Source organism: Fusibacter sp. A1 (assembly GCF_004125825.1).
GTDB lineage: Bacteria > Bacillota > Clostridia > Peptostreptococcales > Acidaminobacteraceae > QQWI01.
Window position 1 is genome coordinate 14,889 of record NZ_QQWI01000008.1, and the last position, 23,480, is coordinate 38,368.

Here is a 23,480-nt window from a genome sequence, read left to right on the forward strand (position 1 = left end):
ACCCATGCAAGCTTGAATAATCCAGTTTTATCCTTATGATTTCCTAAATTTAAGAAACCGCCTATCACCAGACTCCTCTAAGCGATTGAGATGTGTTAAAATGGAATGGGTCAACAAAAAAGAGAGGCAACTTATGAAAATAGATTTTCACGTACATTCCAGCAATTATTCCGATTGCGCCGTATCATCCATCGAGGATCAGATTCAGGCGGCAATCAACGAGGGTCTTGACGCGATCTTCATCACCGAACACATGAAACTGTTTCCTCAGGAGCAATTGGATGGGCTCAATAAGGTTCACGCTCCATTTAAGGTCTATCAAGCGATAGAGGTTACGGTACTCGATATCGGTTATGAGGATTTCTTGGTCATCGGAGTCCATGACACCGCAATCGAAAATAGGCATTTCACCTATAAGGACCTGTATAAGCTTGTTGAGGAACTTGGTGGTGCCATCATTCTTGCACATCCATTCAGGTTTTCTGATGTTGTACATCCCGATGTATACCTACATCCTCCCCACGCTGTCGAGCTTTTATCCTCCAATTTAAACGAGGAAAACTATGATAGGCGTTTATCACTCGCAAAAGAGCTGAAAATCCCTGTGGTTACGAACTCAGACAGCCACTATGATCGTAAGACAGGTTGCTATTACAATACGTTCGACGACTCCTGTACCACAGAAGACTTGATAGTTCATGCGCTCAAATCAAAAAAATTTAGCGCGATGACGTTAAAATAGCCTGTTTTAGAGTAACATGTGATACAATGTGTATTGAAAAACTATCAGACGAACCTATGAGGACTAATAATGACAATTACAAGAATAGAATCACATGATGAAATCCATTCAAATCCACAGATTGCAGCCCTGCTGTCGATGTGTATCGTTTCTCCCACTGAGGGAAAGATCCGTAAGGCAGCACAGACGACTTATTCTAAGAATCAAGGGTTCTTCTATGTGCTAGAAGATAGTTCACAGGTAATCGGCATCATCGGTGGTACGGAGATCGACGGTGTCAAATTCATTCTAAAGCACCTTGCCGTCAAGGAAGACCAGCGCAACAAGGGATACGCCCGAAAGCTAATCGAGCATCTCACTTCTGAAAGGACCTTTAAGACGCTTGAAGTTGAAGCATATCCAAACAATGTGGAGCTTTTCAAGTCTTTAGGCTTTAAGTGTAGAGAAATAAAAGACCACCCGCTTGATATGTTGGCGTTCCACTGTACTTGGTATCGTAAATAAGCAAAATAAAACCAGCCGCCGGCTGGTTTTTTTATTTTACGCTAATCCAGCGCAAATTTAATGATATCGATATCCTCACCGCTGCGAGAAACAACTTGAAGCAGATGGGCGTGTCTGGCGCTGTGCTCCTTTATGATCTCGCATAATTCCTTTGTGAGCATTTTGTAATAGGTCTCCCTTAAAAAATCGACCACTCTTATGTTTTCACTATTTGAAAAAATGGTCTGTTCAAGTTTTGTGCGGCTCCCTTTTATTACAAGCTCCATCAAATTGGCCTGTAGAAAGGCGCTGACCTTATCCGGTCCCTTGCCCGAAGTGTTTTTTATCAGTTTGGCGACTTCACTTTCAATCTTACTGGTCACCTTGGCATAATCCCCTATTGAAACAGCGCTGCCATCTACCCGTCGTTCGATCTTGGCGCTGACAGCAACCAGCGCTTCAATCAATTCACTCGGATCGAAGGGTTTGATGATATACCGATTGATTCCATGCTCGATGGAGTGCTGCATCACAGAAACGTCGTTGATGGCGGTTGTGATGATGACCGGTAAGGACTGATGTTTTTCCCTAATCATCTGGGTTAGTTTCATTCCATCCATTTTGGGCATCAGAAGGTCCGTGATCACGACATCGACAGGGTAATGTTCTAAAATCTCAAGCGCCTCGACCCCGTCGTGGACGCTAAACAATTTTCCGACGCGCCTTTTCAAATACGCCGAAACCTCTTCGCTTAACATGACCTCGTCTTCTACATAAAGGACAGTCAGTCCCTTGATCTTGTTTTCTTCAGGATGATTCATTCAACCTCCTCCTTATATGGAAGCGTAATCAGCACTTGCAAACCTTTATTGTGGTTGTCAGCCTCAATCATGCCGTCAAAGTTTTTTTCGATAATTTCTTTTGCTATATAAAGACCAAGTCCTGTACCGTGGATTGATGATTTTGTAGTGAAATAGGGTTCAAACAGATGGTTCCTTACCTCTTCTGTGACCCCACCGGCATTATCTGTGATTTCGATCGTGACGAATCCTCCATCAAAACTTTGAATGATCCCGATCTGTCGCTGTCCCTCATGGATCTGTTCGAGCGCATGAATTGAATTTTGTAAAATTGACAGCAGCACCTGAGACAGCTGGTTTTCAAAATTGTAGATCAAAGCGTCTTCCCTCTTTTTATAGGACACTTCAATCATCTTTTGCTTAAGCGTATCATCCAGCAGGGATAAAGTCTTGTCCACGGTGGCTGATACGAAAAATCGGTTGACTTTGGCATTTGGATCGAAAAAATACCTAAAATCATCGATGGTCTGTGACATATGCCTTGTGAGACTTGTCATTCTATCGTGTTGCCTGATGATAAGCTCCTCATCCAGCTCGCCATGCTTGAATGCATCAAGCACATTGTTGAAGACCATTTGCATCACGCTCAGCGGTTGCCTCCACTGGTGGGCGATACTGCCGATCATCTCCCCCATCGCAGCAAGGCGCGACTGGTAGATCATTAGCGCCTCTTTTTTTTGATTTTCTTGCATCTCATACTTATACAGGTTTTCAAGTTGAATGTTTATCGATTCAAGATCTAGAGCGAACTGTTCCTTCTCTATCGCTAAATGGCTTACCTTCCTATCGATGAGCTCGTTATCGACCATTCTATCGGTCACTTGCTGGACGATTTTCCTGAATCGTGTTTCACTTCTTCTAAGTGCGGCCTCATTCACTCTTTTTTGAGTGATATCCCTAGATACCATGATCAGCCGCGCCATTCCTTTTTCTTCGATAAGTTTATAGTGGTTTTCAACAGGGACGATATGACCTTTACTCGTGATCAGTTCATTCTCAATAATCATCGACCCGTCAACACTTCCACCCTCTACTTTTAAATCCTCTTTAATCAGTTCGGAGTATTTCATGGCAAGCAGCGTCTGCTTGTCAAAACCCAGCCTATCGATCACCATTTGATTGACATCCAGAATATAGCCAGGTCTTCCGTCATCCGATACGGTCGTGATGAACATATAGTCGGTGCTGCTGTTAAAGATCATCTCGTACCAGTCTTTGCTCTTTTTGAGCTCCTCCGCAAGCTTTTTTCTTTTCTCAAGGTCGCGCTTCAGCACATCGTTGAGCTGCTGCACCTCTTCGGATAGCTTGCGCTGAATGGCAAGTGTCTGCCTGTCTTTGCTCATACGGTAGTAAGCGAATAAGAACATGATCACTAAAATGATGATGGCGAAATTTATGACCACGATGGTGTAGGTTCGTACCTTTAAAAAGGAGACCACTTCTTCATAATCCTTGGATAGGTTGACAATCCAAAAATCATCGCCGATTCTTGCCGGTCCATACGCGTTGAACTTTTTCACGCGTTCCTGATTGTTGTTGCTAAACCAGACCGAATGGTAGATCCCAACTCCCTCTTCACCTTTGAGCTGCTTGTGCACGATTTCCTCAAGTTCGGTCCAATCAAAATCTGGATAGAGGTTCGCCCTTGCCTCAAGTACGTTTTTACCAATGTCATCCTGATTGGGGTGCATGATGATCATTCCAGTAGCATCCTTAATGGACGCGTACCCTTTATCGCCCGCCTTGATGGGTTGGATCATGCTGCTGTAAAGCGTTTCAAGCATCACCCTGCTATAGAGGATAAGTTCCTGATCGGTATTCCTCTCGATGATCCTGTAAATATTGATGTAGAGCTTGTTATCTTCTGTGTATATCTCCCCTACGCTTACTCGGGTCTTCTCTCCAAACGATTCGAGATCCATTTTGAACAGTTGAAAATCCGTACTGGTCGGCACCGAAAAAATGTTGCTTCCGTTTCGATCGATCAGACCCACACTATGAAGCATCTGGCTGTTGATCGCATAGTAATCCTCTAACTGCTGCCAAGTCGCGTCGTTTTCCCTGTTCTCCTTGTAAGCCATGTGGTCCAAGCTGAACATCCTGTTGGACGCAAGTATCTCAAGGTCATGCTTTTGAGCGGTGAAGAACCTTTCGAGTGTGTTGGACACGGTCTTTACCTGAGACAAGAGCTGCATCTGTTCGGTGTTGATCACGTGTTCTCTGACAGAAATATAATTTGAATACGAACTGAATACGATTAAAAATATCATAAATAAAGACACGACTACGATTAAACTGACTTGCCAGACATTACGCATAATTACCTCCTGATAGTTACTATCAGTTTACCATAGATGATGCCGGTTACGCCAAAAAAGCCACTGAAAAACAGTGACTTAAGTAGCTTATTCTTGTGGACAAGGCTTCTTGAAAACGCTTGACTTGAGCTTATCTGCCACTACTTTAAGCGTAGGCATGAAAAGCGAAACCAGTGTGACAAGGATCAGCGCCTTTGCAAGCGGTGAATGATAGAATATTTCAAAATCGCCATCCGAAATATTGATCGCCTGTCTGAACGACTGCTCCATCGTGTTGCCGACGATAACCGCCAAGATGAGTGACGATGTAGGAAACTTGACTTTCGCCATGAAGAATCCTACGACACCGACAAGCAGTAAAATATAGAAGTCGACTACCGAGTTTGAGATGGCATACGTGCCGACAAAAGCCAGACCAAGTATGATCGGATAAAGCACTTTTGCAGGTACTGCTAGGACTCTGACAAGTAGACCGGCCATAGGGATGTTGATGACTGCGAGTATGAAGTTACCCACGATCATACTTGCGATAAGACCCCAAGCCATTTGAGGGTACTGGGTGAAGAATAAGGGACCAGGCTGAATACCAAGCATCAATAGCGCACCCATCATGATAGCCGTAGTTCCCGAACCGGGAATACCTAGTGTGAGCATTGGAATGAAGGCACCGACAGATGCGGCGTTATTGGCAGCTTCTGGTGCGGCAAGCCCTGTGATGTTCCCTTTACCGAATGAATCCGGATCTTTTGACATCTGTTTTTCGTTGTTATAAGCCATGAGTGATGCCATCGTGCCGCCCGCACCGGGTAGAGCACCTACAAAGAACCCTAGAGGAGTCGACCTGAGTATCGCTTTCCACGACTGCTTCCAATCGTCTTTAGTGATCCATATCTTGCCGAACTTCGTCTGTGGTTTGATATGGCCTGCATTGATGTCCTTATAAGCCTTAAAGACTTCACCAAGCGCATATAGGGCGATGATGATTACTAAAAAGTCGACTCCGGACTGAAGTTCCAACATACCGAAAGTAAATCTCGATATACCGGACTGCGCATCGATACCGATGGTCGAAATCATCAAACCAAGGGCCGTGCCGATGAGTCCTTTGATCAAATTGCCCTTACTCATTGACGACGTCATCGCAAGTGCTGCGATCATGAGTAAGAAATATTCGGCTGGGCCGAACTTAAGTGCGAATTTTGCCACAGGTACTGCCAGAACTACTAAAAAGAATACAGAAACCAACCCACCGATAAACGATGCGATACCGCTGATCGCAAGCGCAGCCTCCGCCCGCCCGTTTCGAGCCATCGGATAACCGTCAAAGGTTGCCGCAAGCGCAGCTCCGTCTCCTGGAGTGTTGATCAGGATCGAACTACGCGATCCACCGAACATGGCTCCGTAATACACACCCGCCATCGTAATGATCGCTCCCGTCGGCGACATCGAAAATGTCATCGGAAGCAGCACAGCAACACCGGTTGCCGGACCTAACCCCGGTAGCATTCCGACGATGGTTCCCAAAATACCACCTAAGGTGATTAAAAGAAGATGATAGGGCTGTAGAGCGACCATCAATCCTTGAAATAAATATCCTAATACGTCCATCTTTTCCTCCTACCAATTTACAAATGGCATCATTGGTAAACTGATACCTAACATATAAAAGAACACATAGTATACAACCAAGCTGAAAATCAGTGCTACTATCAAGTTTCTTATTCTTTTTTCCGGTTCAGTCACAAAGAGATTGATCATCATAAATACTATAGTAGAAATCACATATCCAAAGTGTTCAAACATAAGAGCATAGATAATTCCGCTGAGTACTGTGATACTGATCATTTTGTTTCCTTTGATGTCATCAGCATCTCTGTTGCTTTTAGAGATACTGAACGCCTGCTTAAGCTCAGTAGGATTGCTTCTTAAAAGCACTATCACACCCATCAAAACCATAAATCCGGCAAGCATAAAAGGAAACATTGAAGGCGCAAAAGGATTACCTATTGGGCTTCTTCTGATATTGAAGGCAAAAATCCCATAGACGATTCCTAAAACTATGGTGATAAGGCCAATTAAAAAGTCGTAATTCGCTGTCTGTTTATTTTCCATGCCATCCTCCATAGGTTCAGGAGGCGATACCGCCTCCCATGCCTAAGTATTATTTAACTAGTAGACCTATTTCAGCCAATACACTTTCATATTCCTTGTTTGTCTCATGTAAGAACGCTGTAAAGTCAGCTTGATTCTGATAAGCATCCGCCCAACCATGTTTCGCTCTTTCAGCGTTCCACTCGTCAGTCTTAACCATTGCTTCTAGCTTTTGCGACCAGTAGTCCACAGCATAGCTTGGCATGTTAGGAGCGCCGAACAGACCTCTCCAGTTTTCAAAGGATGCGTCGATTCCTTGCTCCATGCAAGTCGGAATTTCTGCTAAAAGACCTTCGCCAACTCTTTGTGTTCCCGTATGGGCAAGTGCTTTTAAATCACCCGACTCAAGCAGTGTCTGTACATCGCCAAGACCTGTTGTAAGTAGGTCCACGTGACCTCCTAGTATTTGAGCTGTAGCAGTTCCGTCTTGGAAGCTGATATAGTCGATTTCTTTTAAGTCAGTTACACCTGCTGCTTTTGCAATGATTAGGAACTGGATATGGTCCATACTTCCTGCAGAAGAGTTACCACCGATTTTTACGCTCTTTGGATCTTCTTTTAGCGCGTCCATCACTTCTTTGATTGTCGAGTATTTTGAATCCGCAGGTACGACAAATGCGCCGTAGTCTGTAATCAGTCTGGCAAGCGGTGTTGTGTTTTCGTAACTGTATTCACTTGATCCGTTTAAGTTGATCAGTAAAAGTGGTGCTGAATAGACAGAAACCAGTTTGTCAGAGCCATCTTGCGTCTGCATGTAGGCTAGGTTTACACCACCGCCACCACCGGAATTGTTTGTGATAGGCATTGGAACATCAACCAGTTTAGTGTCTTGAAGCACTTTTGCAGTTGTACGGATGGTTAAGTCCCAGCCACCTCCTGCTCCGCCTGGAGCGATGAACTCAAGTGAGCCTTTTGGATAGCTTGCTCTTGCATCGGCACTTGTTCCTGCACTTCCGTCTTGTTGAGCACAGCCTGTGAGTAACATGACACCTACTAGTGCTACCGCTGTCACTTTTGACAGCCATTTCAATCTTGCTTTCATTAATTAGTCCTCCTTCATATTGTCAAAAGCCCATGCGGCTTTTGAAGTTATATATAATTGCAACGCTTCCAGTGAATGTGCCTTAGATCTGGCACATGCAAAAGCATCTTCACTGCATAAAAAACAGGTTCTTTGCTTACCATTAAACTGTGTTCTTAAAAGCGGTTCGCTACTTTGGTGATAGACATCAAAATCAAAGGTTCTTCCGCAGTGATGCTCGTCCTCGAGTGTCATAAGCTTTTTCTTCACGCTTGATCCGTCCGCCATTACCTCGAACACCGCCAAGTGTTCTATGATATCAAATTGCGGCTCGTACACTTTGTACTCCCAAAGATTTTCCCCCATGACCTCTTCAAAACATCTTATCCCTAGTTCAAAGAGAAGCTTTGATTGATCCGAAAGTTTTATTACGCCAGGTATGTTGATTCTAAACACAACGATTGTATTCCTTGTGTTTTTAGAAAGCCCACTGATCCATTCATATTTTAGGTCTCTATACTCTAACATTTCACTAAGCATCACTATCAATATCCTTCACTGCCATGATCCTATCGATAATCGTACCGTCCCTGTATTCAACTTTGGCAACCACCCTGTCTGTAAACTCAATGGGATTTGCAGACCCGATCAACACATTCACCATGTCAAGGAGCGACTCGATGCTGACAGTTTTGACTCCTGCATTTGTCAGTTGTTCCATGATATCTGCCCTTTTAGGATTTACTGCGATTCCCCTATCGGTTACAAGCACATCCACACTGCTTCCAGGCGTTATCACGGTTGTCACCTTTTCGACAACCGTCGCGATTCTACCTCGGTATAGCGGAGCTACAATGATCGTACACTTGGCACTTTCAGCAGTATCGCAGTGCCCGCCTGAAGCACCCATGACCACACCGTCAGACCCGGTCATGACATTGACATTAAAGGACTTATCGATTTCAAGCGCGCTTAAGACCACATAATCAAGGTTTGTCGTAATCGGTCCCATATTGAAAGCGTTCGCATAGGTTGAAGCGCTGATCACATGATGGTTGGGGTTTCTGAATACCGAATCCACTGCCGCAAGATCAAAGCTCTGTACATCGAACAAATGTCTGATGAGTCCTTTTTCGTGCATCGAAACGATAGGCTCGGTGATACCACCAAGTACGAAACTTGCGGTGATGGAGTCCTTTAGCATCTTTTCTTCTAAAAATCTGCTGACTGCAAGCGATGCTCCACCGGACCCGGTTTGGAATGAAAATCCTTCTTTATAATATTCCAGGTTTGTAATGACTTTTGCCGTCTGCTTTGCAATTAGAATTTCTTTCGGGTTCTTAGTAAACCGTGTGGCACCCGATGCTATACCGGCAGGATCTCCTATCCTGTCTAGCACGACCACATGGTCCACCTGGGTCTGAGAGATGGGACTAGGCATATTGGGATAATCCACAAGATCATCGGTTAGCAGCACCACCTTATCGGCAAACGCCGCATCGACCATTGCATATCCTAAAGAACCGCATTTGGTATTTTTGCCATGACCGTTTGCGTTACCCATCCTGTCGGCACTAGGAACCGCCAAAAATGCGATGTCTATCTTCACGTCGCCGGCTTCAATCGCACGCGCTCTTCCACCATGCGACCTGATGATCACAGGATTCTCAAGTCCACCTCTTGAAATGAACTGCGCAAGTTCACCGCGCAAGCCACTCGTATGGATGGAGGTGATCGTTCCGTCCTTTATCCATTTGATAAAGGGTGAATGAACGTTGCCAAGCGAGCTTGCGAAAATCGTCAAGTCCTTGATTCCCAGCTCATGTATCGCTTCAATCACCTGATTGACTGTGAGGTCGCCTTCTCTAAAGTGATGATGAAAGGAAATCGTCATGCCATCCCTTAGTTGAAGGGCTCTGATCGTGTCTGTAATCGAGTAATTTACTTTATCGTAATTCTCATATCTTTTGATTGTTCTACCGTGCATCCGTACTTTAGTCATTGTCTACCACCTTTGTTGCTCCAGCGAGTTGAAGAATTCTGAGGGCTCTGTCGATAATGGGCTTATCAACCATTTTGCCACGAACGGTAAAGACACCCAAACCTTCAAGACTGGCCTTTTCTGCTTCTTTTTCAATTTCTTTCGCATAGTCGATTTCCTTGGCAGTAGGCTGATACACCTCGTGAACAATATCGATTTGTCTAGGGTTGATCACTGACTTACCGTCAAAACCAAGCTGATGGATCAGTTCTACCTCGGTCTTGAAACCGTCCATATTGTCAAGGTCTGAGTAAACCGTATCAAGCGCTGCGATACCGCACGCCCTAGCTGCGTTAAGTATTTGAGACCTAGCATGTAAAAGTTCTATCCCACCAGGTGACCTTTTCGTTTTAAGGTTTGTGACATAATCCTCCGCGCCAAGTGCTATGCCTATCAGTCTGTTGGATGCCTTGGCTATCTCATAGGCGTGGACGACGCCCAGCGGACTTTCGATAGCGGCCATCATTTTCACCGATCCTGGCGGCTTGTTGTTGACTTTCTCTTCTCTTTCGATCAATGCTTCAACATCGATGATGTCCTGAGCCGTTTCAGTTTTTGGAAGCCTGATCACATCGACTCCGGCCGCTACCATATACTTGATGTCCTCTTCACCAAAAGGTGTGTCAAGTCCATTGATTCTAACCACTACTTCGCAGTTGATTTTGGGTAGCGAGGTTAGCCCATGATAGACAAGCAGCCTTGCCGCATCTTTTTCGGTTATTGAAATAGCATCCTCCAGGTCAAACATGATAGAGTCCGCGCCGTAGATATGGGCATCGGCGATCATACTTGCCGAGTTTCCTGGAACATACAGCATGGTTCTTCTCAATCTATCCATTGTGCGCCTCCTCGACCTTGCAAGCGCGCCTGATCGCGCAGATGGTTCTTGCACTGATCGTGCAGTCAAGCGCACCTTTATCCACCGCATTGACAATAACTCCAGTTACACCATGTTCATTCAATAGGTCTTCTATCAGTCTTTCAATATGTTCGCCAAACTGCTTTTGAACGGCACTGGTCAGATAAATGACATTCTTATTTGCCGTACCCTTTTCAAGCCTTATTGAAATGTCGCACGAATCCATCGTACCCGCGCTAGCCGCCTTTACAAATTCCATACGTTACTCCTTTAATGTCTCTTACCTCTTTTAAGCCGAGCCGACAGGACCTTTTTTCCGTCTTCGGAAGTTAAATAGTCATACGTCGTATCAGGCACCAGTCTTTTAAGCTGCGTCATGTCCTTATTCATCACAAGCTCACGTACCCTTGAAGCACTTATCGCTACAGCGTCCTCACTCAACCGATCTACTTCGATCACCTCTATGCCGTAGTCGCCTAATATCTTTTTCATCGTCTGATTATAGGCATTTGTCACTGCACAATAAGGTTCTGTACCTACAAAACGCTTTTTTATACCCAGTGTCTTGCTGATATAAGTTGCGAACAAACGCAAATCAATTTCTGCGAATCGACTTGTCGCCTCCTTGGTATCCTCGCTAAAATAGCTTGGAAAAGTCGCGCTAGAAATCACATAGTCAGATCCTTCGATTACATAGACATTGTTCAGATGCGACACGCCAGCCTGTACAAGTTTTAGTCTTGCTTCATAAGGTACAGCTGAAACATCCTCCTTCACAACCCATACGAACAGATAGTCACATTTTTTAGCGGCTTGTTCCACCAGGTAAAGGTGTCCGAGAGTAAATGGATTTGCATTCATGACAATCGCACCCACATCTTCGACACAGACTTTAAAATCGGATAACTCTTCCACATAGTTTGCAATGCCTCTTGGATTGCGTTCAAGCAAAACGATATTGCCTGTACCGCGAACAACTTCAAAGAATCCAAGCTGCTTGAAGGTTTTAGCATTGAAGCTACTCGTAAATACGTAGACATTCTCGAAGCCTGATTTGTAGATCGTTTGAATCACAAAGTCGACGATCCTCGCAATCGCATTGCTTCCTTGCGCTTTTGGTGTCACTGCGACAGAACGGATACTAGCTCCGAATACCGATGCTGTAGCAATCAATTCGCCTGAATCGTAAAGGCCATAGGTGCTTTCAACAGACCTATCAAGACTGATTCCGCACTCCCCAAGCAGTGCGACGACCTCTGCCCTTCTTACAGGGTCAGTCATATTCACTTGTAGTATTTGACCGTACATAAGATTTCCTCGCAGTTTTCGCAAAAATGAAGACAAAAAAAGATCAGTATATAAAATCAAATCGCTTTGATCTCATATACTGATCTTCTGGGGGTTACCCATCATTAAAAGTATGATTCACTTGTCGGACCGTCACCCTCATTGTCTGAATTTCTCATCAACTTGGTATGACCACTTTTATCTTAAAGGAAAAATTAAAAATATGCAAACGTTTTTCTTACAAAAGATTAAAAATCATTTTTGTCCTGATCGATAAAATAAAAGAACACACTGACCGCTAATAAATCAGCCGCGCCACCATGACTTACCCTGTTAGATTTGCTCCACTTGATGTAGGCGTCATACCTCTCCCTACCGGCATCGGTGGTAAGATGTCCTGATTCAATCACTTCCATCGCCATTTTCTGACTCTGATTCAAGGTCTCCTGATTGTGTCTTCCAATCACATTCGAATCGCTTAAACTAGTGATGATTTTTAAAAGGGCGACTAACATCGCATCATTGATATTCAACCGAGACTCAGTGATTGCTTCGTTTAAGGCGCCATACCCCACAACCCTTGCATGATAATAACCGGACAATGCTTCTCCGCGTGCCCCGAGCAGTCCATATTTCCTGTACTGCCGACCGCCATAGGTTTCTGATTCCTTAAGCTCTACCATACCCAGCTCATTTTTTTCTTTTACATATCGGTGTACTTTTTCACCTACCTGGTCCACCCAATCTTCCCTATACCCATCCTTCAGTACAGCTGCCGCTGCGCAGCTGACAAGACCCAAGGCGTAGATCAGACCCTTATGTGTGTTGATGCCGTTCGTCGACCTGAACATCTCTTTTTCTGCGAGCATGCCCTTGGGTTTGAGCAGATTTAACATTTCATCATCACGATGGTCATCAAGTCCATAGCTGGCACACGTGGTAAAATACGGCCCCAAAACAGAAGCGCTATCCATAAACGTATAATAGTCCATATCATCGTGGGCGCCGGTATCGACCCTGTCCACCAGTCCCGGTTTAGGTGTCGCAGCTACTTCATATAGCAAGGCCTTGACTGCAAGTGCCCCAATTCTCTTATCCATTCGACTTATCATCATCCACACCTCTTTTCATATAATTTTCAAAATAGCACATAAAGAGAAATAATGCAATGCCCTTCATGACTTTATAGAACTTCACTATACTTATCTATTCAATTCTGTATTATACTATAAGCATATCGAATAAAGGAGAATCCTATGAACAAACTCAGCATCAATAGCAAACTGCTCTTATGGACCGCCGTTATGGGAGGGATCGCGTTAGGTTTTGTCTTAATCGGATCACTCACAAGCCCCATCGTCATGATCGCCCTGCAGTCAGTTTATATCATCGGAATTTTTATACTCAACTATTATTCAGTCACCAAACCCAATAAAAAATCCATCTCTTATGTGAGCTCACTCGCAGACGGACAGCTAAAGCTGAACATCTCCTTAAGCGGTTCAAAGGAGTTTAGCGATATTGGAAAAACCTTACGCAAGATCGACGAGAACAACGAGAACATCTTTGACAATGTCATCGTCGCTTCCATCAACACCACAGAAATCGCTCAAAAGCTGATTGAGTTTTCCAGTCAGAATAAATCCAATCTAAAGAATATTTCTGACACCTTCAGTGAGATCGTTGAAAGCAACATCACCATATCCACAGCGATTGATGAAACCAACCATCACCTCAGTGACATCGGCGTGCTGACTCAAAATATCGAAAAGGTCATCGATAACGCGCTGACAGCGGCACAAACTTCAAAAACCGCATCCCTGGGTGCGAATCATAAGATCAACGATACCCTGAACTCTTTTTCTGCTGTCAACCTATCCATTTCAGAAATCAAGGACATCATCATCACCTTGGCTGAAAAATCCCGTAAGATCGATGAGCTATCGACAAATATCGAAGCGATCGCCCAACAGACCAACTTGCTCGCCCTAAACGCATCGATCGAAAGCGCGAGGGCTGGAGAAGCAGGCAGAGGATTCGCAGTTGTCGCAGAAGAAATCCGAAAATTATCTGTCAGCACCGATTCGGCGCTCTCAGAGATTCACGATATCGTCGATCAGGTACTCGATACCATAGAAACCGCCGAGAGCACAGCGGATTCAACGGTTAAAAAGAGTGAAGAGGCTTATGATTTCGCTCAAGCGACGGTTGAAGCCTTATCTCAAATCGAGAAGAATTCGGATAATACAGAAACCATGGTTAAGAGCGCTTTTGATGATCTAAAAACATTGGATTCAAGCCTCAATAAGATCATCTCCAACACGAATCACCTGCACGAACTGTCGATTGACACAAAGGAGCGTTCTACAGAATCGGGGGTGCTCGTTTCGGCCCTAGATGAGAGCTTTAATGTTCTTGACGGATCAGTCAATGAACTTGGCAACTCCTCAGAAAAATTCAATCAGTACGTCATCAACAACACGACGGACAAAACACTCAAAAAGAACTTAGAAGACCTGACAGCCGAGTTCGATAGTCTTCTCGACCAGGACTCGATTGCAAAAGCGCAATATAAGTTCGGCATAGACCAGTTCCAAATACTATCAAGCAAAGGTGTTATCCTAAAGGCGACCGAAAAAGAGGCGATCGGGCTCAATCTTTTCGACTTGTACCCTCCCTATGGAGAGTTCTTTAAGAGCAAATCAAAGACCATCCTGTTCACTCCTATTGTCACACGACTTGATGGTAAATACGCTAGATTCGCAGCAAGCCTAACACCGTCAGGCGATGGACTCATGATCGTCGAATATACCTTTAATCACGTTAAGTAATCCTACACACTTAAAAAGCCATCTATTCTCACGAATAGATGGCTTTGTTTTGGTTATTTATCTGCGATACTGACAGTACGTATTCTTCCCTTGATCGGATTTGTTTTTAAGGCTTCCAATACCAGCATTCCTTTATCATTGAGGATTTCAACATAGGTAGATACGTCAAGAATATTGATGATCCCGATATCACTTGCCTCAATCCCGTCGAGGGCGCACAAGCCGCCAACAAGATCGACAGCACGCATTTTCGTCTTTTTGCCGCCTTTTATATGAAGCTTAAGAATTCCCTTGTTAACTTCACTGCCTTTGGTCTTTTTCTCTTCAGGCAACGAACCCGCCTTCAGGTAAAAGTGTTTTTTCGCTTCCTCGATCAGCTCTTCAAGAGGCTTATCCACTTGTGGAATCTCCCGGCCGATATAGTCGACGATTTCTTCCATCGCAGTTTTTTCATAAGTTGTGACAAAGGTAATCGCCTTGCCTGCCATACCGATTCTTCCGGTTCTTCCGATTCTGTGTACATAGCTCTCCTGCGTGTTTGGAACGTCGAAATTGATGACTAATCCGATATTGTCGATATCGATTCCCCTTGCCGCCACATCCGTAGCAACCAGGTATCTGAACTTGCCGTTTCTAAACTTATCCATCACCTTTAGCCTGTCACGCTGTTCCATTCCACCATGGATCTTATCCGCATTGATACCGTCATCGTTTAGCGACTCACAGATTTCCTCAACCGCCAGCTGAGTGTTGCAAAAGATCATGCAGCTCTCAGGATTTTGAGTGATCAGTACCTGCTCAAGCACATGGCTCTTGTCATTTTGTCTCACACTGATCTGTGTCTGTTCGATACGGCTGATGGCGGGACTTGCATCCTCAATTTCCACATGTACGGCAGACTTCATATATTTTCGGCAGATTCTTTCAATATCATCAGGCATCGTAGCAGATAAGAGAATACTGCTACGACCTTTAGGAAGCGACGAGATGATCTGATCGAGCTGTTCGATGAATCCCATTCTCAGCATTTCATCTGCCTCATCGACTACAAGAAATCTTACTTCAGAAACATCCAGCGTCCCTTGTTTGAGGTGGTCGATCAGTCGTCCGGGAGTCCCCACTACAATATGCGATTTTTGCTTCAGTTGCTTTTCCTGTAAATGAAATGGCGACTTGCCGTAGACCGGTACCACCTTTAAACGCTTGAACCTTCCGATATGGAACAAGTCTTCTTTCACCTGTACTGCAAGCTCTCTTGTCGGAGTAATGACCATAGCCTGAGGCTTGTTCTCATCCCACTCGATCATTTCGCAAAGAGGGATTCCAAACGCCGCCGTTTTTCCACTGCCAGTCTGCGATTTGACGATAATGTCCTTTTTAAGTAAAAAATCAGGTATCACTTTGGCCTGTACTCCTGTAGGATGGTCGAAGCCCATCAGGTCTATGGCTTTTAATATATCTTCACTCAATGTATAATCTTTAAACTTTGCTGTTTTCATTACTTACTCTTTTCTTGTCAAAAGTTGATAGATTCAAGTAATCATTATATCATACATCGATACAAATGCATTAACTAATTAAGATAAGGAAGACTCACTGTGAATACAACCCCTTCGTCGGGCTTGCTTTGACATTCGATTTTGCCACTTAAGACCGTTGTCACCAGATTGTTGATCACGCTCAGCCCTAAGCCGCTGCCTCCATCGCCGTGAGAAGTGGAATAGAAAGGAGTGAATATGTTTGGTAGAACCTCATCCTTGATCCCTCGTCCGTCGTCTGAATAAACCAGTTTTATCTGATCGTTTTCCTTTAATACAGCTATTTTGATATGTCCTTCATCAATGCCTTTAAATCCATGCTGCAACGAATTCATCAAAAGATTGGTGATAATTTGTGAGTACGCCCCGGGATAACTGTTGATTACAATTTCGTCCTCGCATTCCACTTCGATATGGTGGTTTGTACGTTTATAGCTAGCCCTCAAGTTATCAAGCACTTCATTTACATAGCTACCTAAGTTGAACTCCCTCATTCTAAGCCCCGACTGGTCCACTGCCACTTCCTTAAAGTTCTCGATGAGCACGGCGGAGTGTTCCAGATTACGCTGGATAATTGTCGCAGCTTCTTTGATCGACGATAACGCATTCTTAAAATCTTCTTTCTCCAACCTGCCTTGGTTCAAGTCCTCTAGTAAGCAATCCACTTCATGGTTTAGGTATGTGCTTGTCGTAAAGGAGACCCCCACAGGAGTGTTGATTTCATGGGCGACACCCGCCACAAGTTGACTGGTCAAGCTCGTCTTGGCGGTCTGGATAAGTTCCTCTCTTGTTTTTTCAAGTGCATCAAGGGTACTTAACAGTACATCGTTCTTTTCGATCAACTCCGCTTGCGATTCTTCGGTTTCAGCAAGGGATGTCTCAAGCATCTCATTGGTCCGATTCAACTGGTTTGTTCTTTCATTTACAAGATTCTCGAGCGCGTCGTTGAACTTATGAAGCTCGAGTGTGCTGATTCTGATTTCATTGGCCATAAATTTGAATTTTTCTGCAAGTCTGCCTACCTCGTCCTTTGAGTCTATATCGATTGTGGCGTCGTAATCTCCATTAGTGAGTGCCACCATGGCGTTTTCAAGCTTTTTAATCGGTCTTGTGACACTTAAGGCGATGATTGAAGTTAACATCATGAGGATCACAATTTGTATCAATGTATCGTAAATTCTTATTCTTAACAAGTGTTTCAGGTCTTCAATGAGATAATAGTCGGTCGCACCTATTTCAATCCAGCCGATCTGCAACTCATCAATAAAGACCCCCGCCCTATTCTTGATGACATGCTCCACCTGATAAGGCTCACCCTCCTCGTACCTTGCATAGACTTCACCCCTATTCAGATCGGTCACGACAATGCTTGCAACTATTTTTCTCTCAAACATCGCATCTACCAGAGTCTTCACTCCCTGAAGATTATAATTCCATAAGGGATCGGATACGGCAAGCGAAGCTATTTGGCTGGTCAAGATCAGTTCCTCGTCGATTGATTCTGCAATTCGACGTTTATCATCAAGATATCTCATATAACTGATTAGGGTCATGGTGATGATCACAGCAATAATGACAGAAACGGAAAACTTCACCCATATTCTATTTGTTTTAGACATTCTGCTCACCTGTATTATTTCTATCTCGTGCCTGTAATTTGCCTTGATTGCATTATTCATACTATCGTATACCCATTATCGGCAGTCAGCAGACAAAAACAAAACCACTCTTTTGAGTGGTTTAAACGCTTAGTCCAGATCCATGGAATTAAGCAATGTTCTTAGCTCGATGAGCTCCTCTTTACTTAAGGTGACCCCTTTTCCCATTTTTGAATGCTCGGGTGCCCAATCGCGTAAATCATATTTTCCCGGTCTATCGTTCCAGCTTATCCTATTCAGTTCTTTAGACCATCCTTTGCTGTTTTCAGAAACCTTACCGATGGTCTCGAGTATCTCGTATTTCAAATCTGCCATATAAAACTCCTATTTTTCTTTGTTTTGCACAATTGTGATCGATAATGCGCCGACAACCATAATTCCTACTATCACTAAAACTATCAGGACCATAAGTTCTATCACCTTTCGCTTCTAAAGTATTTTCCTATCTCCATTATACTTGAATCCTGTCTTATTAACCAATCGAAACTGTGTTTTATCACTTTGTTCACGCAATTGTAACAATTCGACATATTCACGCATTTGATTTTATGTTAAATTAGTAACGTAGTATCTAAATACTGAGGGGGAAATCATGGTCATTATCAAGTATGTCGTATCGATGGGTCTTTATTTTATTTTTCTTTTAGCACTGGTTGAATTTTTCAGAAAGCATGTCAAAATCGCTCACTTTGCTGTAATAGGGTCCTTATTCACATTACCGCTTTGGATTATCGGCGGCATGCAAGGCTGGTTTCGCTGGGCGAAGAACCTGAGCGTCATCCTACCTACCATATTTGTCGGGATAACAAGGATCGCCTACACTTCGCCTAAAACCACAAGGCTTTATGAAAACTTACGAAAACACTGGGTTTTGGTCGTTCTTTATGGCGTCTTGTTCTTAAATATACTGGAAGCCACGATAAAGGATGTCGCACTCGGAAACTACATGAACGCAATTTGCGGAGCCCTGCTGTGTGTGACGATTCCACTGCCGTTTAAGCGCTGGAAATTCAGCCAAGATACCGGTGATCTTCTCGCTTACACTGCGATTGGATGGAACTTCATGTACACTACATGGAACGCTTGCTTTGTCTACGGAGAAGGAGCGACTTTTTTCGCCAGTTCACTAGTGATTCTACTCGCTGCGGAATTATATCCGGTATTTAAAAAACGACACGAGCTGTATATTATGGCACGTATCTATACCTTGGCGACGCACTTGGTCATCAGGTCGTCTTTCCCAAACCTGTTTCCGACCGTGATGAACGCTTCGACTTGGTTTAACCCAGCTGTTCTAAAAGCATGGGGAACCATCAATATCGTGCTCATGGTCCTCTTTGTCATCTATGAGTTTGGGTATAAGCGATATAAAACCACCATTTAAATGCAAAACCAAGCCACTGTAGAATGCACACTACAGCGGCTTGGTTTTTTTGTCAGTTAATCGATAAATTCATGCAGTATCGATTTCACTTCATCGACTGTACCTGCGCTTAAGACTTCATCGACCAGCTTCTCACAGTCTTTTTTACTTAGTTTTCGTATCATCGCTCTAGTAGGAAGAACAGAGATCGGCGCCATCGATAGTTCATGTATGCCAAGACCGATTAAAAATGGAACCATCATCGGGTCCGATGCCGCTTCGCCGCACATTCCAACCCACTTACCATGCTTTCTGGCAGCTCTAATGACATTTGCAATCAGACTGAGCACGGCTGGATCAAGGTGCTGATAAAGCTCTGTCAAGTTCTCATTCATGCGATCTGCGGCTAAAGTGTACTGAGTCAAATCGTTTGTACCTATGCTGAAAAAGTCCACATGCTTGGCAAACTGCTCAGCAAGTACGGCAGTAGATGGAATTTCAACCATGATGCCGATAGGAATATCCTTGTCAAATGCAGAGCCCTTTTGTTCAAGCTCACTCATCACTTCTTTCACAAGTTCTTTTGCCTGTAAAAACTCGTTGATGGTGGCGATCATAGGAAACATCAATTTTGTCGGTCCATATGCGGATGCTCTCAAAACCGCTCTTAGCTGCTGTTTGAACAATTGGGTTTCTTTGAGACAAATGCGTATCGCACGATAACCTAAAAAAGGATTTAGTTCCGGTTCGATATTCAGGTAATCCACCTGCTTGTCACCGCCTGCATCCAGAGTTCTGATGATCAACGGTTTACCATGCAGTAGCTGAATCGTCTTTTTATAGGTGGCAAATTGTTCCTCTTCAGTCGGTGCGCTTGTTCGATTCATGAATAGAATTTCAGTTCTAAACAGCCCGACTCCTTCACCGTCAAATGATGAAACCAGGCTTGCCTCCTCGGATTTTGCGATATTGCACGCCAGCTCTAACGAGTAACCGTCCAGCGTGATTGTGTCTTTACCGCGCACACCCTCAAGCTTTTGCTTTTCTTCGTATTCATCTGCCATGAGCTTTTCAAATGCTACTTCTTGATCGTCGGTCGGATTAAGGACATACTCGCCTGTGCTACCGTCAAAAGCCAGTTTGGTTACAGATGCCTCCTTAATAGCTGACACTATCCCCTTTGCCCCTACAATCGCCGGTATCCCCATCGTTCTGGCAATAATCGCCGTATGTGAGGTTTTATTGCCCATTTCCGTGATAATTCCTTGAACATAACGTTTGTCGAGCTGAGCGGTATCTGAAGGAACAAGATCGTTTGCAATCAGGATGACTTTGTCATCTTCAATAAAACTTCTTTTTTCCTTACCTAACAAGTGACCGAGTAGTCTTGCAGTTACATCCTTTAAGTCTGTCGCCCTTTCTCTTAGATACTCATCTTCAATCAGTTCGAATAACTTTAAAAAACCGTCTGTAATTCGCACAACTGCAATTTCAGCCGCTACCTGATCCGTCTGAATCATCTCTGTAATTTTTCCAAACCACTCCGGATCGCTTAAAATCATGATATGGGCATCGAATACTTCGGCTTCCTTTTGTCCGATACTAACCGCCGTATGCTCCCTTAAACTAGTGATTTCGACTTCGCATTTAGTTTTAGCATCTCTTAATAAGGTAAGTTCGTCATCAACGCTGACAATGCTTCTTTCTTTTACTTCCACAGGATCAGACTCCCAAAGATAGACTTTTCCTATGGCTATTCCGCCGGATGCAGGTGTCGCTCTCATATTTTCACCTCAAACAAGTTAAGTTAAGTAAAGGCGTACAGAAGCCTGTACGCCTTGCCATTATCATTCGTTAAAGTTATTGTTGAATAACTCTTTTATCGCTTCTACCACATCATTCGCTTGACTTCCGTCTGCTTCGACGAACAGGGACGTGCCCTCAGTGGCTCCTAAACTCAATATGCCGATAATGCTTTTGCAATCCACTTTTTTCTCACCAGATACCAGTTTTACATTCGCATCGAATTTTGCAGCAACTTTTGTCAACATGCTGGCAGGTCTTGCGTGTAATCCATTACCTGCACCTAATTTCACTTCTGATCTAACCATTTTACACCTCGTCCTCTATTTTATCCATATACGTTAGCAAATAATTCTCGGCATCGACATTCCATAAGCCATTCGTAGTCGCTACAAGCTCAGCTAAGCGCTTATATCGTTCATCTGAAGTACCCAGTTTTTCAAAGTCCACTATCGCAGTTAAAGGCATTTTTAGTCCCGTATAAATCAGGTTTTTTCCACCTTCTAAAAATGGCATATTGACAACTGCGTCCGGTGCGGCGTTTAAGCCTCCGATATGTGTAACCATGACAGCAGGGTTGATCTGTCCTTTTGCAGTCTTCACCAGTGATTCAATCATGTCGTCTGTATTACCACCGCTTGTACCAACTAAATGAGTCTGTTTATAATGCACATTGTAAAAATTGAACGGCGCGCTAAACTCAGTATCTGTCGGTCCTGCGAAGAAGTTTAAGCATCCATCTTGTCTTAACAGTTTATCGCCAGTTTCAATAAGTGGGGCGATTGGAGCATAGACGAATACATCATCATATCCCTCTTCGTCAGTTAGACCCATCAAATGAGAATACGTATCTACTTTACTGCCATCCACATAGATCAACTTGACCCCTTGCTTCTTTGCATAATCGACAGTAAGGATTTCAGAAGCTCTATTCAGTCGATCCTCGCTGATATCCACAACGACCAAAAGTGAAGGACGTTTTTCTTGATTTAAAATGTAATCGATCGCACCAAGTCCCATTGGACCCGCACCTGCGAGTATTGCCATATTTCCTTGATCTACAATTCCCATATAGTGCTTATAATCACCGAATTTTGTATGATAATGAGCATTATAGGCACCAATGATACAACTCATCGGCTCAGCAAGAGATGCATTGAAAAAGCCTTTACCGTCGTACTTTAACAGACACCCTAGCTCCATTACTTCGTTTGGTATAATCGTTTTTGTCATATTTCCGCCAAAAAACTCATAGGAATACCCGGGCGAATCCGGTTTGCCTTGCCAGTTTAGCGCAGGCTGAATAGAATATAAGTCGCCTTCTTTAAACTGATGCGCCCACTTCGATCCGACCTTTAGAATTTTGCCTGTAAATTCATGACCTGTAACAATTGGATTTGTACTGATATTATTAGGAACTCTGCGATGACCTTCGGCAAGCTTTGCAGCCTTGTACGTAGACATGCATAAACTGTTTGTGATGACCGACGCTAAGATTTCATCTTCTTTAATCTCTGGTAGTTCAAAAGTATCCATCGTGACCTTCAAGGGTCCATGTAGCCTTACACCTTTAACCTTCATATTTCCTCCCTATAATACACTAATCTTCACTTGCTTCTTCAAGTCGTATATCGTATCGAAATCCGGTGATTTAGTACCTTCGACCATTACCTTCGCTGCAGATGTCGCTATTGCCAGCCGAATTGTTTCTTCTATGGGCAAGTTCTTATCCCGTCCGTAGCAGATCGCGGCTAACATGGCATCACCAGCGCCAACTGTGCCTTTAACCGAAACTTTAAGCCCATGAGCCCTATAGACGCAGTTATTCGTGATGAACAGAGCTCCCTCAGCGCCCATCGACACCGCAATCAGTTCGGTTCCGAAAGCCAGCAGTTCTTTTGCCGCTTGAACGACCTCGTCTTCAGTGTCGAGTTTCCTTCCAACATAAAGTTCGAGTTCGTGGATATTTGGTTTAATGATTTTGGGTCCGCTTTTCAGACCATGTTCAAACGCTTCACCATCAGCATCTAAAACGGCCACCGCACCAATTGCCTGGATATCACTGATCAACTCCTGATAGATTGTAACAGGAACCCCTGGGGGCAAGCTTCCCGTCAGTACGACAAGCGACTGGGAAGACAAGTAGTTAAAGACCTGTTTTCTAAAAAGAGCAAGCTGATCTTCACTCACATAAGCACCTGTCTGGTTGATGTCGGTATACGTCTTAGAGTCAGGGTCTACAATCTTTAGGTTGGTCCTTGTCGGTTCACTGGTTTCGATTGCAATGCAACTGATTTTTTCCTCAACAAGACTTTTTTTTATATAGTCACCTGTATCGCCACCAAGAAAAGCGAATACTTTTGTGCGACCGCCTAACCCCTTTACCACTTTCGAAACATTAATTCCCTTTCCAGCAGCATCATACCTTGACTCCGTGATCCTGTTGACATGATTCACCTTGAAATCAGGAATACTTACAGTATGATCAATTGCCGGATTCATCGTCAGTGTAATTATCATTCTGT

22 protein-coding genes are annotated in these 23,480 nt (G+C 43.9%); 4 read left to right on the top strand and 18 right to left on the bottom strand.

Going from position 1 to position 23,480, the window contains the following annotated elements:
* Positions 1 to 133 precede the first annotated feature (133 nt).
* Entirely contained in the window at positions 134 to 742 is a 609-nt protein-coding gene (locus tag DWB64_RS12230) for a PHP domain-containing protein (RefSeq protein ID WP_164980390.1), read from the top strand.
* A 69-nt stretch (positions 743 to 811) separates the two neighbouring features.
* Complete coding sequence (locus tag DWB64_RS12235; protein WP_129488537.1) at positions 812 to 1,246, top strand: GNAT family N-acetyltransferase; 435 nt, start codon at positions 812 to 814, stop codon at positions 1,244 to 1,246.
* Between the two features lie 41 nt (positions 1,247 to 1,287).
* Here the strand turns inward: DWB64_RS12235 and DWB64_RS12240 are convergent, their stop codons facing one another.
* The 11 genes from DWB64_RS12240 to DWB64_RS12290 all read right to left on the bottom strand — a co-directional run bounded on the left by DWB64_RS12240 (position 1,288) and on the right by DWB64_RS12290 (position 12,877).
* Positions 1,288 to 2,046, bottom strand: a complete 759-nt coding sequence (locus DWB64_RS12240) for a Na-translocating system protein MpsC family protein (RefSeq protein WP_129488538.1) — start codon at positions 2,044 to 2,046, stop codon at positions 1,288 to 1,290.
* Positions 2,043 to 4,403 (bottom strand): ATP-binding protein, encoded by a 2,361-nt coding sequence (locus DWB64_RS12245; protein WP_129488539.1) that lies wholly within the window; start codon positions 4,401 to 4,403, stop codon positions 2,043 to 2,045. The genes DWB64_RS12240 and DWB64_RS12245 overlap by 4 nt, the downstream gene beginning before the upstream one ends.
* Positions 4,404 to 4,490: 87 nt before the next feature.
* Positions 4,491 to 6,011, bottom strand: coding sequence for a tripartite tricarboxylate transporter permease (locus DWB64_RS12250; RefSeq protein ID WP_129488540.1), 1,521 nt, complete (start codon positions 6,009 to 6,011; stop codon positions 4,491 to 4,493).
* Positions 6,012 to 6,020: 9 nt separating this feature from the next.
* Positions 6,021 to 6,515 carry a tripartite tricarboxylate transporter TctB family protein gene (locus DWB64_RS12255; protein ID WP_164980391.1) on the bottom strand — a complete coding sequence of 165 codons (495 nt, stop codon included), beginning with the start codon at positions 6,513 to 6,515 and terminating at the stop codon, positions 6,021 to 6,023.
* A 49-nt stretch (positions 6,516 to 6,564) separates the two neighbouring features.
* Positions 6,565 to 7,596, bottom strand: a complete 1,032-nt coding sequence (locus DWB64_RS12260) for a tripartite tricarboxylate transporter substrate binding protein (RefSeq protein ID WP_129488542.1) — start codon at positions 7,594 to 7,596, stop codon at positions 6,565 to 6,567.
* Positions 7,597 to 7,599: 3 nt separating this feature from the next.
* Entirely contained in the window at positions 7,600 to 8,115 is a 516-nt protein-coding gene (citX, locus tag DWB64_RS12265; protein WP_129488543.1) for a citrate lyase holo-[acyl-carrier protein] synthase, read from the bottom strand.
* Positions 8,108 to 9,577 (bottom strand): citrate lyase subunit alpha, encoded by a 1,470-nt coding sequence (citF, locus tag DWB64_RS12270; RefSeq protein ID WP_129488544.1) that lies wholly within the window; start codon positions 9,575 to 9,577, stop codon positions 8,108 to 8,110. Before citF ends, citX begins: the two co-directional genes overlap by 8 nt.
* Complete coding sequence (locus DWB64_RS12275; protein ID WP_129488545.1) at positions 9,570 to 10,454, bottom strand: aldolase/citrate lyase family protein; 885 nt, start codon at positions 10,452 to 10,454, stop codon at positions 9,570 to 9,572. The genes citF and DWB64_RS12275 overlap by 8 nt, the downstream gene beginning before the upstream one ends.
* Entirely contained in the window at positions 10,447 to 10,734 is a 288-nt protein-coding gene (gene citD / locus DWB64_RS12280; protein WP_129488546.1) for a citrate lyase acyl carrier protein, read from the bottom strand. Before citD ends, DWB64_RS12275 begins: the two co-directional genes overlap by 8 nt.
* Positions 10,735 to 10,745: 11 nt before the next feature.
* Positions 10,746 to 11,783, bottom strand: a complete 1,038-nt coding sequence (gene citC / locus DWB64_RS12285) for a [citrate (pro-3S)-lyase] ligase (protein ID WP_129488547.1) — start codon at positions 11,781 to 11,783, stop codon at positions 10,746 to 10,748.
* A gap of 227 nt (positions 11,784 to 12,010) precedes the next feature.
* Complete coding sequence (locus DWB64_RS12290; protein ID WP_129488548.1) at positions 12,011 to 12,877, bottom strand: triphosphoribosyl-dephospho-CoA synthase; 867 nt, start codon at positions 12,875 to 12,877, stop codon at positions 12,011 to 12,013.
* A 141-nt stretch (positions 12,878 to 13,018) separates the two neighbouring features.
* Between DWB64_RS12290 and DWB64_RS12295 the strand changes: the two genes are divergently transcribed.
* Positions 13,019 to 14,593 (top strand): methyl-accepting chemotaxis protein, encoded by a 1,575-nt coding sequence (locus tag DWB64_RS12295; protein ID WP_129488549.1) that lies wholly within the window; start codon positions 13,019 to 13,021, stop codon positions 14,591 to 14,593.
* 53 nt (positions 14,594 to 14,646) lie between these two features.
* Here the strand turns inward: DWB64_RS12295 and DWB64_RS12300 are convergent, their stop codons facing one another.
* The 3 genes from DWB64_RS12300 to DWB64_RS12310 all read right to left on the bottom strand — a co-directional run bounded on the left by DWB64_RS12300 (position 14,647) and on the right by DWB64_RS12310 (position 18,104).
* A complete protein-coding gene (locus DWB64_RS12300) occupies positions 14,647 to 16,092 on the bottom strand; it encodes a DEAD/DEAH box helicase (protein ID WP_129488550.1) in 1,446 nt (481 codons plus the stop codon).
* Between the two features lie 74 nt (positions 16,093 to 16,166).
* On the bottom strand, positions 16,167 to 17,750 hold the full coding sequence (locus DWB64_RS12305) for an ATP-binding protein (RefSeq protein ID WP_164980392.1): 1,584 nt from the start codon (positions 17,748 to 17,750) through the stop codon (positions 16,167 to 16,169).
* Between the two features lie 129 nt (positions 17,751 to 17,879).
* A complete protein-coding gene (locus DWB64_RS12310; protein WP_129488552.1) occupies positions 17,880 to 18,104 on the bottom strand; it encodes a YdbC family protein in 225 nt (74 codons plus the stop codon).
* A gap of 277 nt (positions 18,105 to 18,381) precedes the next feature.
* Between DWB64_RS12310 and DWB64_RS12315 the strand changes: the two genes are divergently transcribed.
* Positions 18,382 to 19,173 carry a hypothetical protein gene (locus DWB64_RS12315; protein ID WP_129488553.1) on the top strand — a complete coding sequence of 264 codons (792 nt, stop codon included), beginning with the start codon at positions 18,382 to 18,384 and terminating at the stop codon, positions 19,171 to 19,173.
* Between the two features lie 56 nt (positions 19,174 to 19,229).
* Here DWB64_RS12315 and ptsP read toward each other — a convergent pair whose 3' ends face one another.
* From ptsP to pfkB, 4 genes are all read right to left on the bottom strand, one after another.
* Entirely contained in the window at positions 19,230 to 20,936 is a 1,707-nt protein-coding gene (ptsP, locus tag DWB64_RS12320; protein ID WP_129488554.1) for a phosphoenolpyruvate--protein phosphotransferase, read from the bottom strand.
* A gap of 63 nt (positions 20,937 to 20,999) precedes the next feature.
* Entirely contained in the window at positions 21,000 to 21,263 is a 264-nt protein-coding gene (locus tag DWB64_RS12325) for an HPr family phosphocarrier protein (protein WP_129488555.1), read from the bottom strand.
* Position 21,264: 1 nt separating this feature from the next.
* Entirely contained in the window at positions 21,265 to 22,536 is a 1,272-nt protein-coding gene (locus DWB64_RS12330) for a zinc-binding dehydrogenase (protein ID WP_129488556.1), read from the bottom strand.
* Between the two features lie 9 nt (positions 22,537 to 22,545).
* The gene (gene pfkB / locus DWB64_RS12335) at positions 22,546 to 23,475 is read right to left on the bottom strand and encodes a 1-phosphofructokinase (protein ID WP_129488557.1); all 930 of its coding nucleotides are present in this window, start codon (positions 23,473 to 23,475) and stop codon (positions 22,546 to 22,548) included.
* Positions 23,476 to 23,480 lie beyond the last annotated feature (5 nt).

What these genes read in the sequence shown, in the direction of transcription:
- DWB64_RS12255 (WP_164980391.1), bottom strand. Translation starts at nt 6,515, where the DNA reads ATGGAAAATAAACAGACAGCGAATTACGACTTTTTAATTGGCCTTATC.
- DWB64_RS12230 (WP_164980390.1), top strand. Translation starts at nt 134, where the DNA reads ATGAAAATAGATTTTCACGTACATTCCAGCAATTATTCCGATTGCGCC.
- DWB64_RS12260 (WP_129488542.1), bottom strand. Translation starts at nt 7,596, where the DNA reads ATGAAAGCAAGATTGAAATGGCTGTCAAAAGTGACAGCGGTAGCACTA.
- citX (WP_129488543.1), bottom strand. Translation starts at nt 8,115, where the DNA reads ATGCTTAGTGAAATGTTAGAGTATAGAGACCTAAAATATGAATGGATC.
- DWB64_RS12295 (WP_129488549.1), top strand. Translation starts at nt 13,019, where the DNA reads ATGAACAAACTCAGCATCAATAGCAAACTGCTCTTATGGACCGCCGTT.
- DWB64_RS12315 (WP_129488553.1), top strand. Translation starts at nt 18,382, where the DNA reads ATGGTCATTATCAAGTATGTCGTATCGATGGGTCTTTATTTTATTTTT.
- DWB64_RS12245 (WP_129488539.1), bottom strand. Translation starts at nt 4,403, where the DNA reads ATGCGTAATGTCTGGCAAGTCAGTTTAATCGTAGTCGTGTCTTTATTT.
- DWB64_RS12305 (WP_164980392.1), bottom strand. Translation starts at nt 17,750, where the DNA reads ATGTCTAAAACAAATAGAATATGGGTGAAGTTTTCCGTTTCTGTCATT.
- DWB64_RS12240 (WP_129488538.1), bottom strand. Translation starts at nt 2,046, where the DNA reads ATGAATCATCCTGAAGAAAACAAGATCAAGGGACTGACTGTCCTTTAT.
- citF (WP_129488544.1), bottom strand. Translation starts at nt 9,577, where the DNA reads ATGACTAAAGTACGGATGCACGGTAGAACAATCAAAAGATATGAGAAT.
- DWB64_RS12325 (WP_129488555.1), bottom strand. Translation starts at nt 21,263, where the DNA reads ATGGTTAGATCAGAAGTGAAATTAGGTGCAGGTAATGGATTACACGCA.
- DWB64_RS12310 (WP_129488552.1), bottom strand. Translation starts at nt 18,104, where the DNA reads ATGGCAGATTTGAAATACGAGATACTCGAGACCATCGGTAAGGTTTCT.
- ptsP (WP_129488554.1), bottom strand. Translation starts at nt 20,936, where the DNA reads ATGAGAGCGACACCTGCATCCGGCGGAATAGCCATAGGAAAAGTCTAT.
- citC (WP_129488547.1), bottom strand. Translation starts at nt 11,783, where the DNA reads ATGTACGGTCAAATACTACAAGTGAATATGACTGACCCTGTAAGAAGG.
- citD (WP_129488546.1), bottom strand. Translation starts at nt 10,734, where the DNA reads ATGGAATTTGTAAAGGCGGCTAGCGCGGGTACGATGGATTCGTGCGAC.
- DWB64_RS12330 (WP_129488556.1), bottom strand. Translation starts at nt 22,536, where the DNA reads ATGAAGGTTAAAGGTGTAAGGCTACATGGACCCTTGAAGGTCACGATG.
- DWB64_RS12290 (WP_129488548.1), bottom strand. Translation starts at nt 12,877, where the DNA reads ATGATGATAAGTCGAATGGATAAGAGAATTGGGGCACTTGCAGTCAAG.
- DWB64_RS12250 (WP_129488540.1), bottom strand. Translation starts at nt 6,011, where the DNA reads ATGGACGTATTAGGATATTTATTTCAAGGATTGATGGTCGCTCTACAG.
- DWB64_RS12235 (WP_129488537.1), top strand. Translation starts at nt 812, where the DNA reads ATGACAATTACAAGAATAGAATCACATGATGAAATCCATTCAAATCCA.
- DWB64_RS12275 (WP_129488545.1), bottom strand. Translation starts at nt 10,454, where the DNA reads ATGGATAGATTGAGAAGAACCATGCTGTATGTTCCAGGAAACTCGGCA.
- pfkB (WP_129488557.1), bottom strand. Translation starts at nt 23,475, where the DNA reads ATGATAATTACACTGACGATGAATCCGGCAATTGATCATACTGTAAGT.
- DWB64_RS12300 (WP_129488550.1), bottom strand. Translation starts at nt 16,092, where the DNA reads ATGAAAACAGCAAAGTTTAAAGATTATACATTGAGTGAAGATATATTA.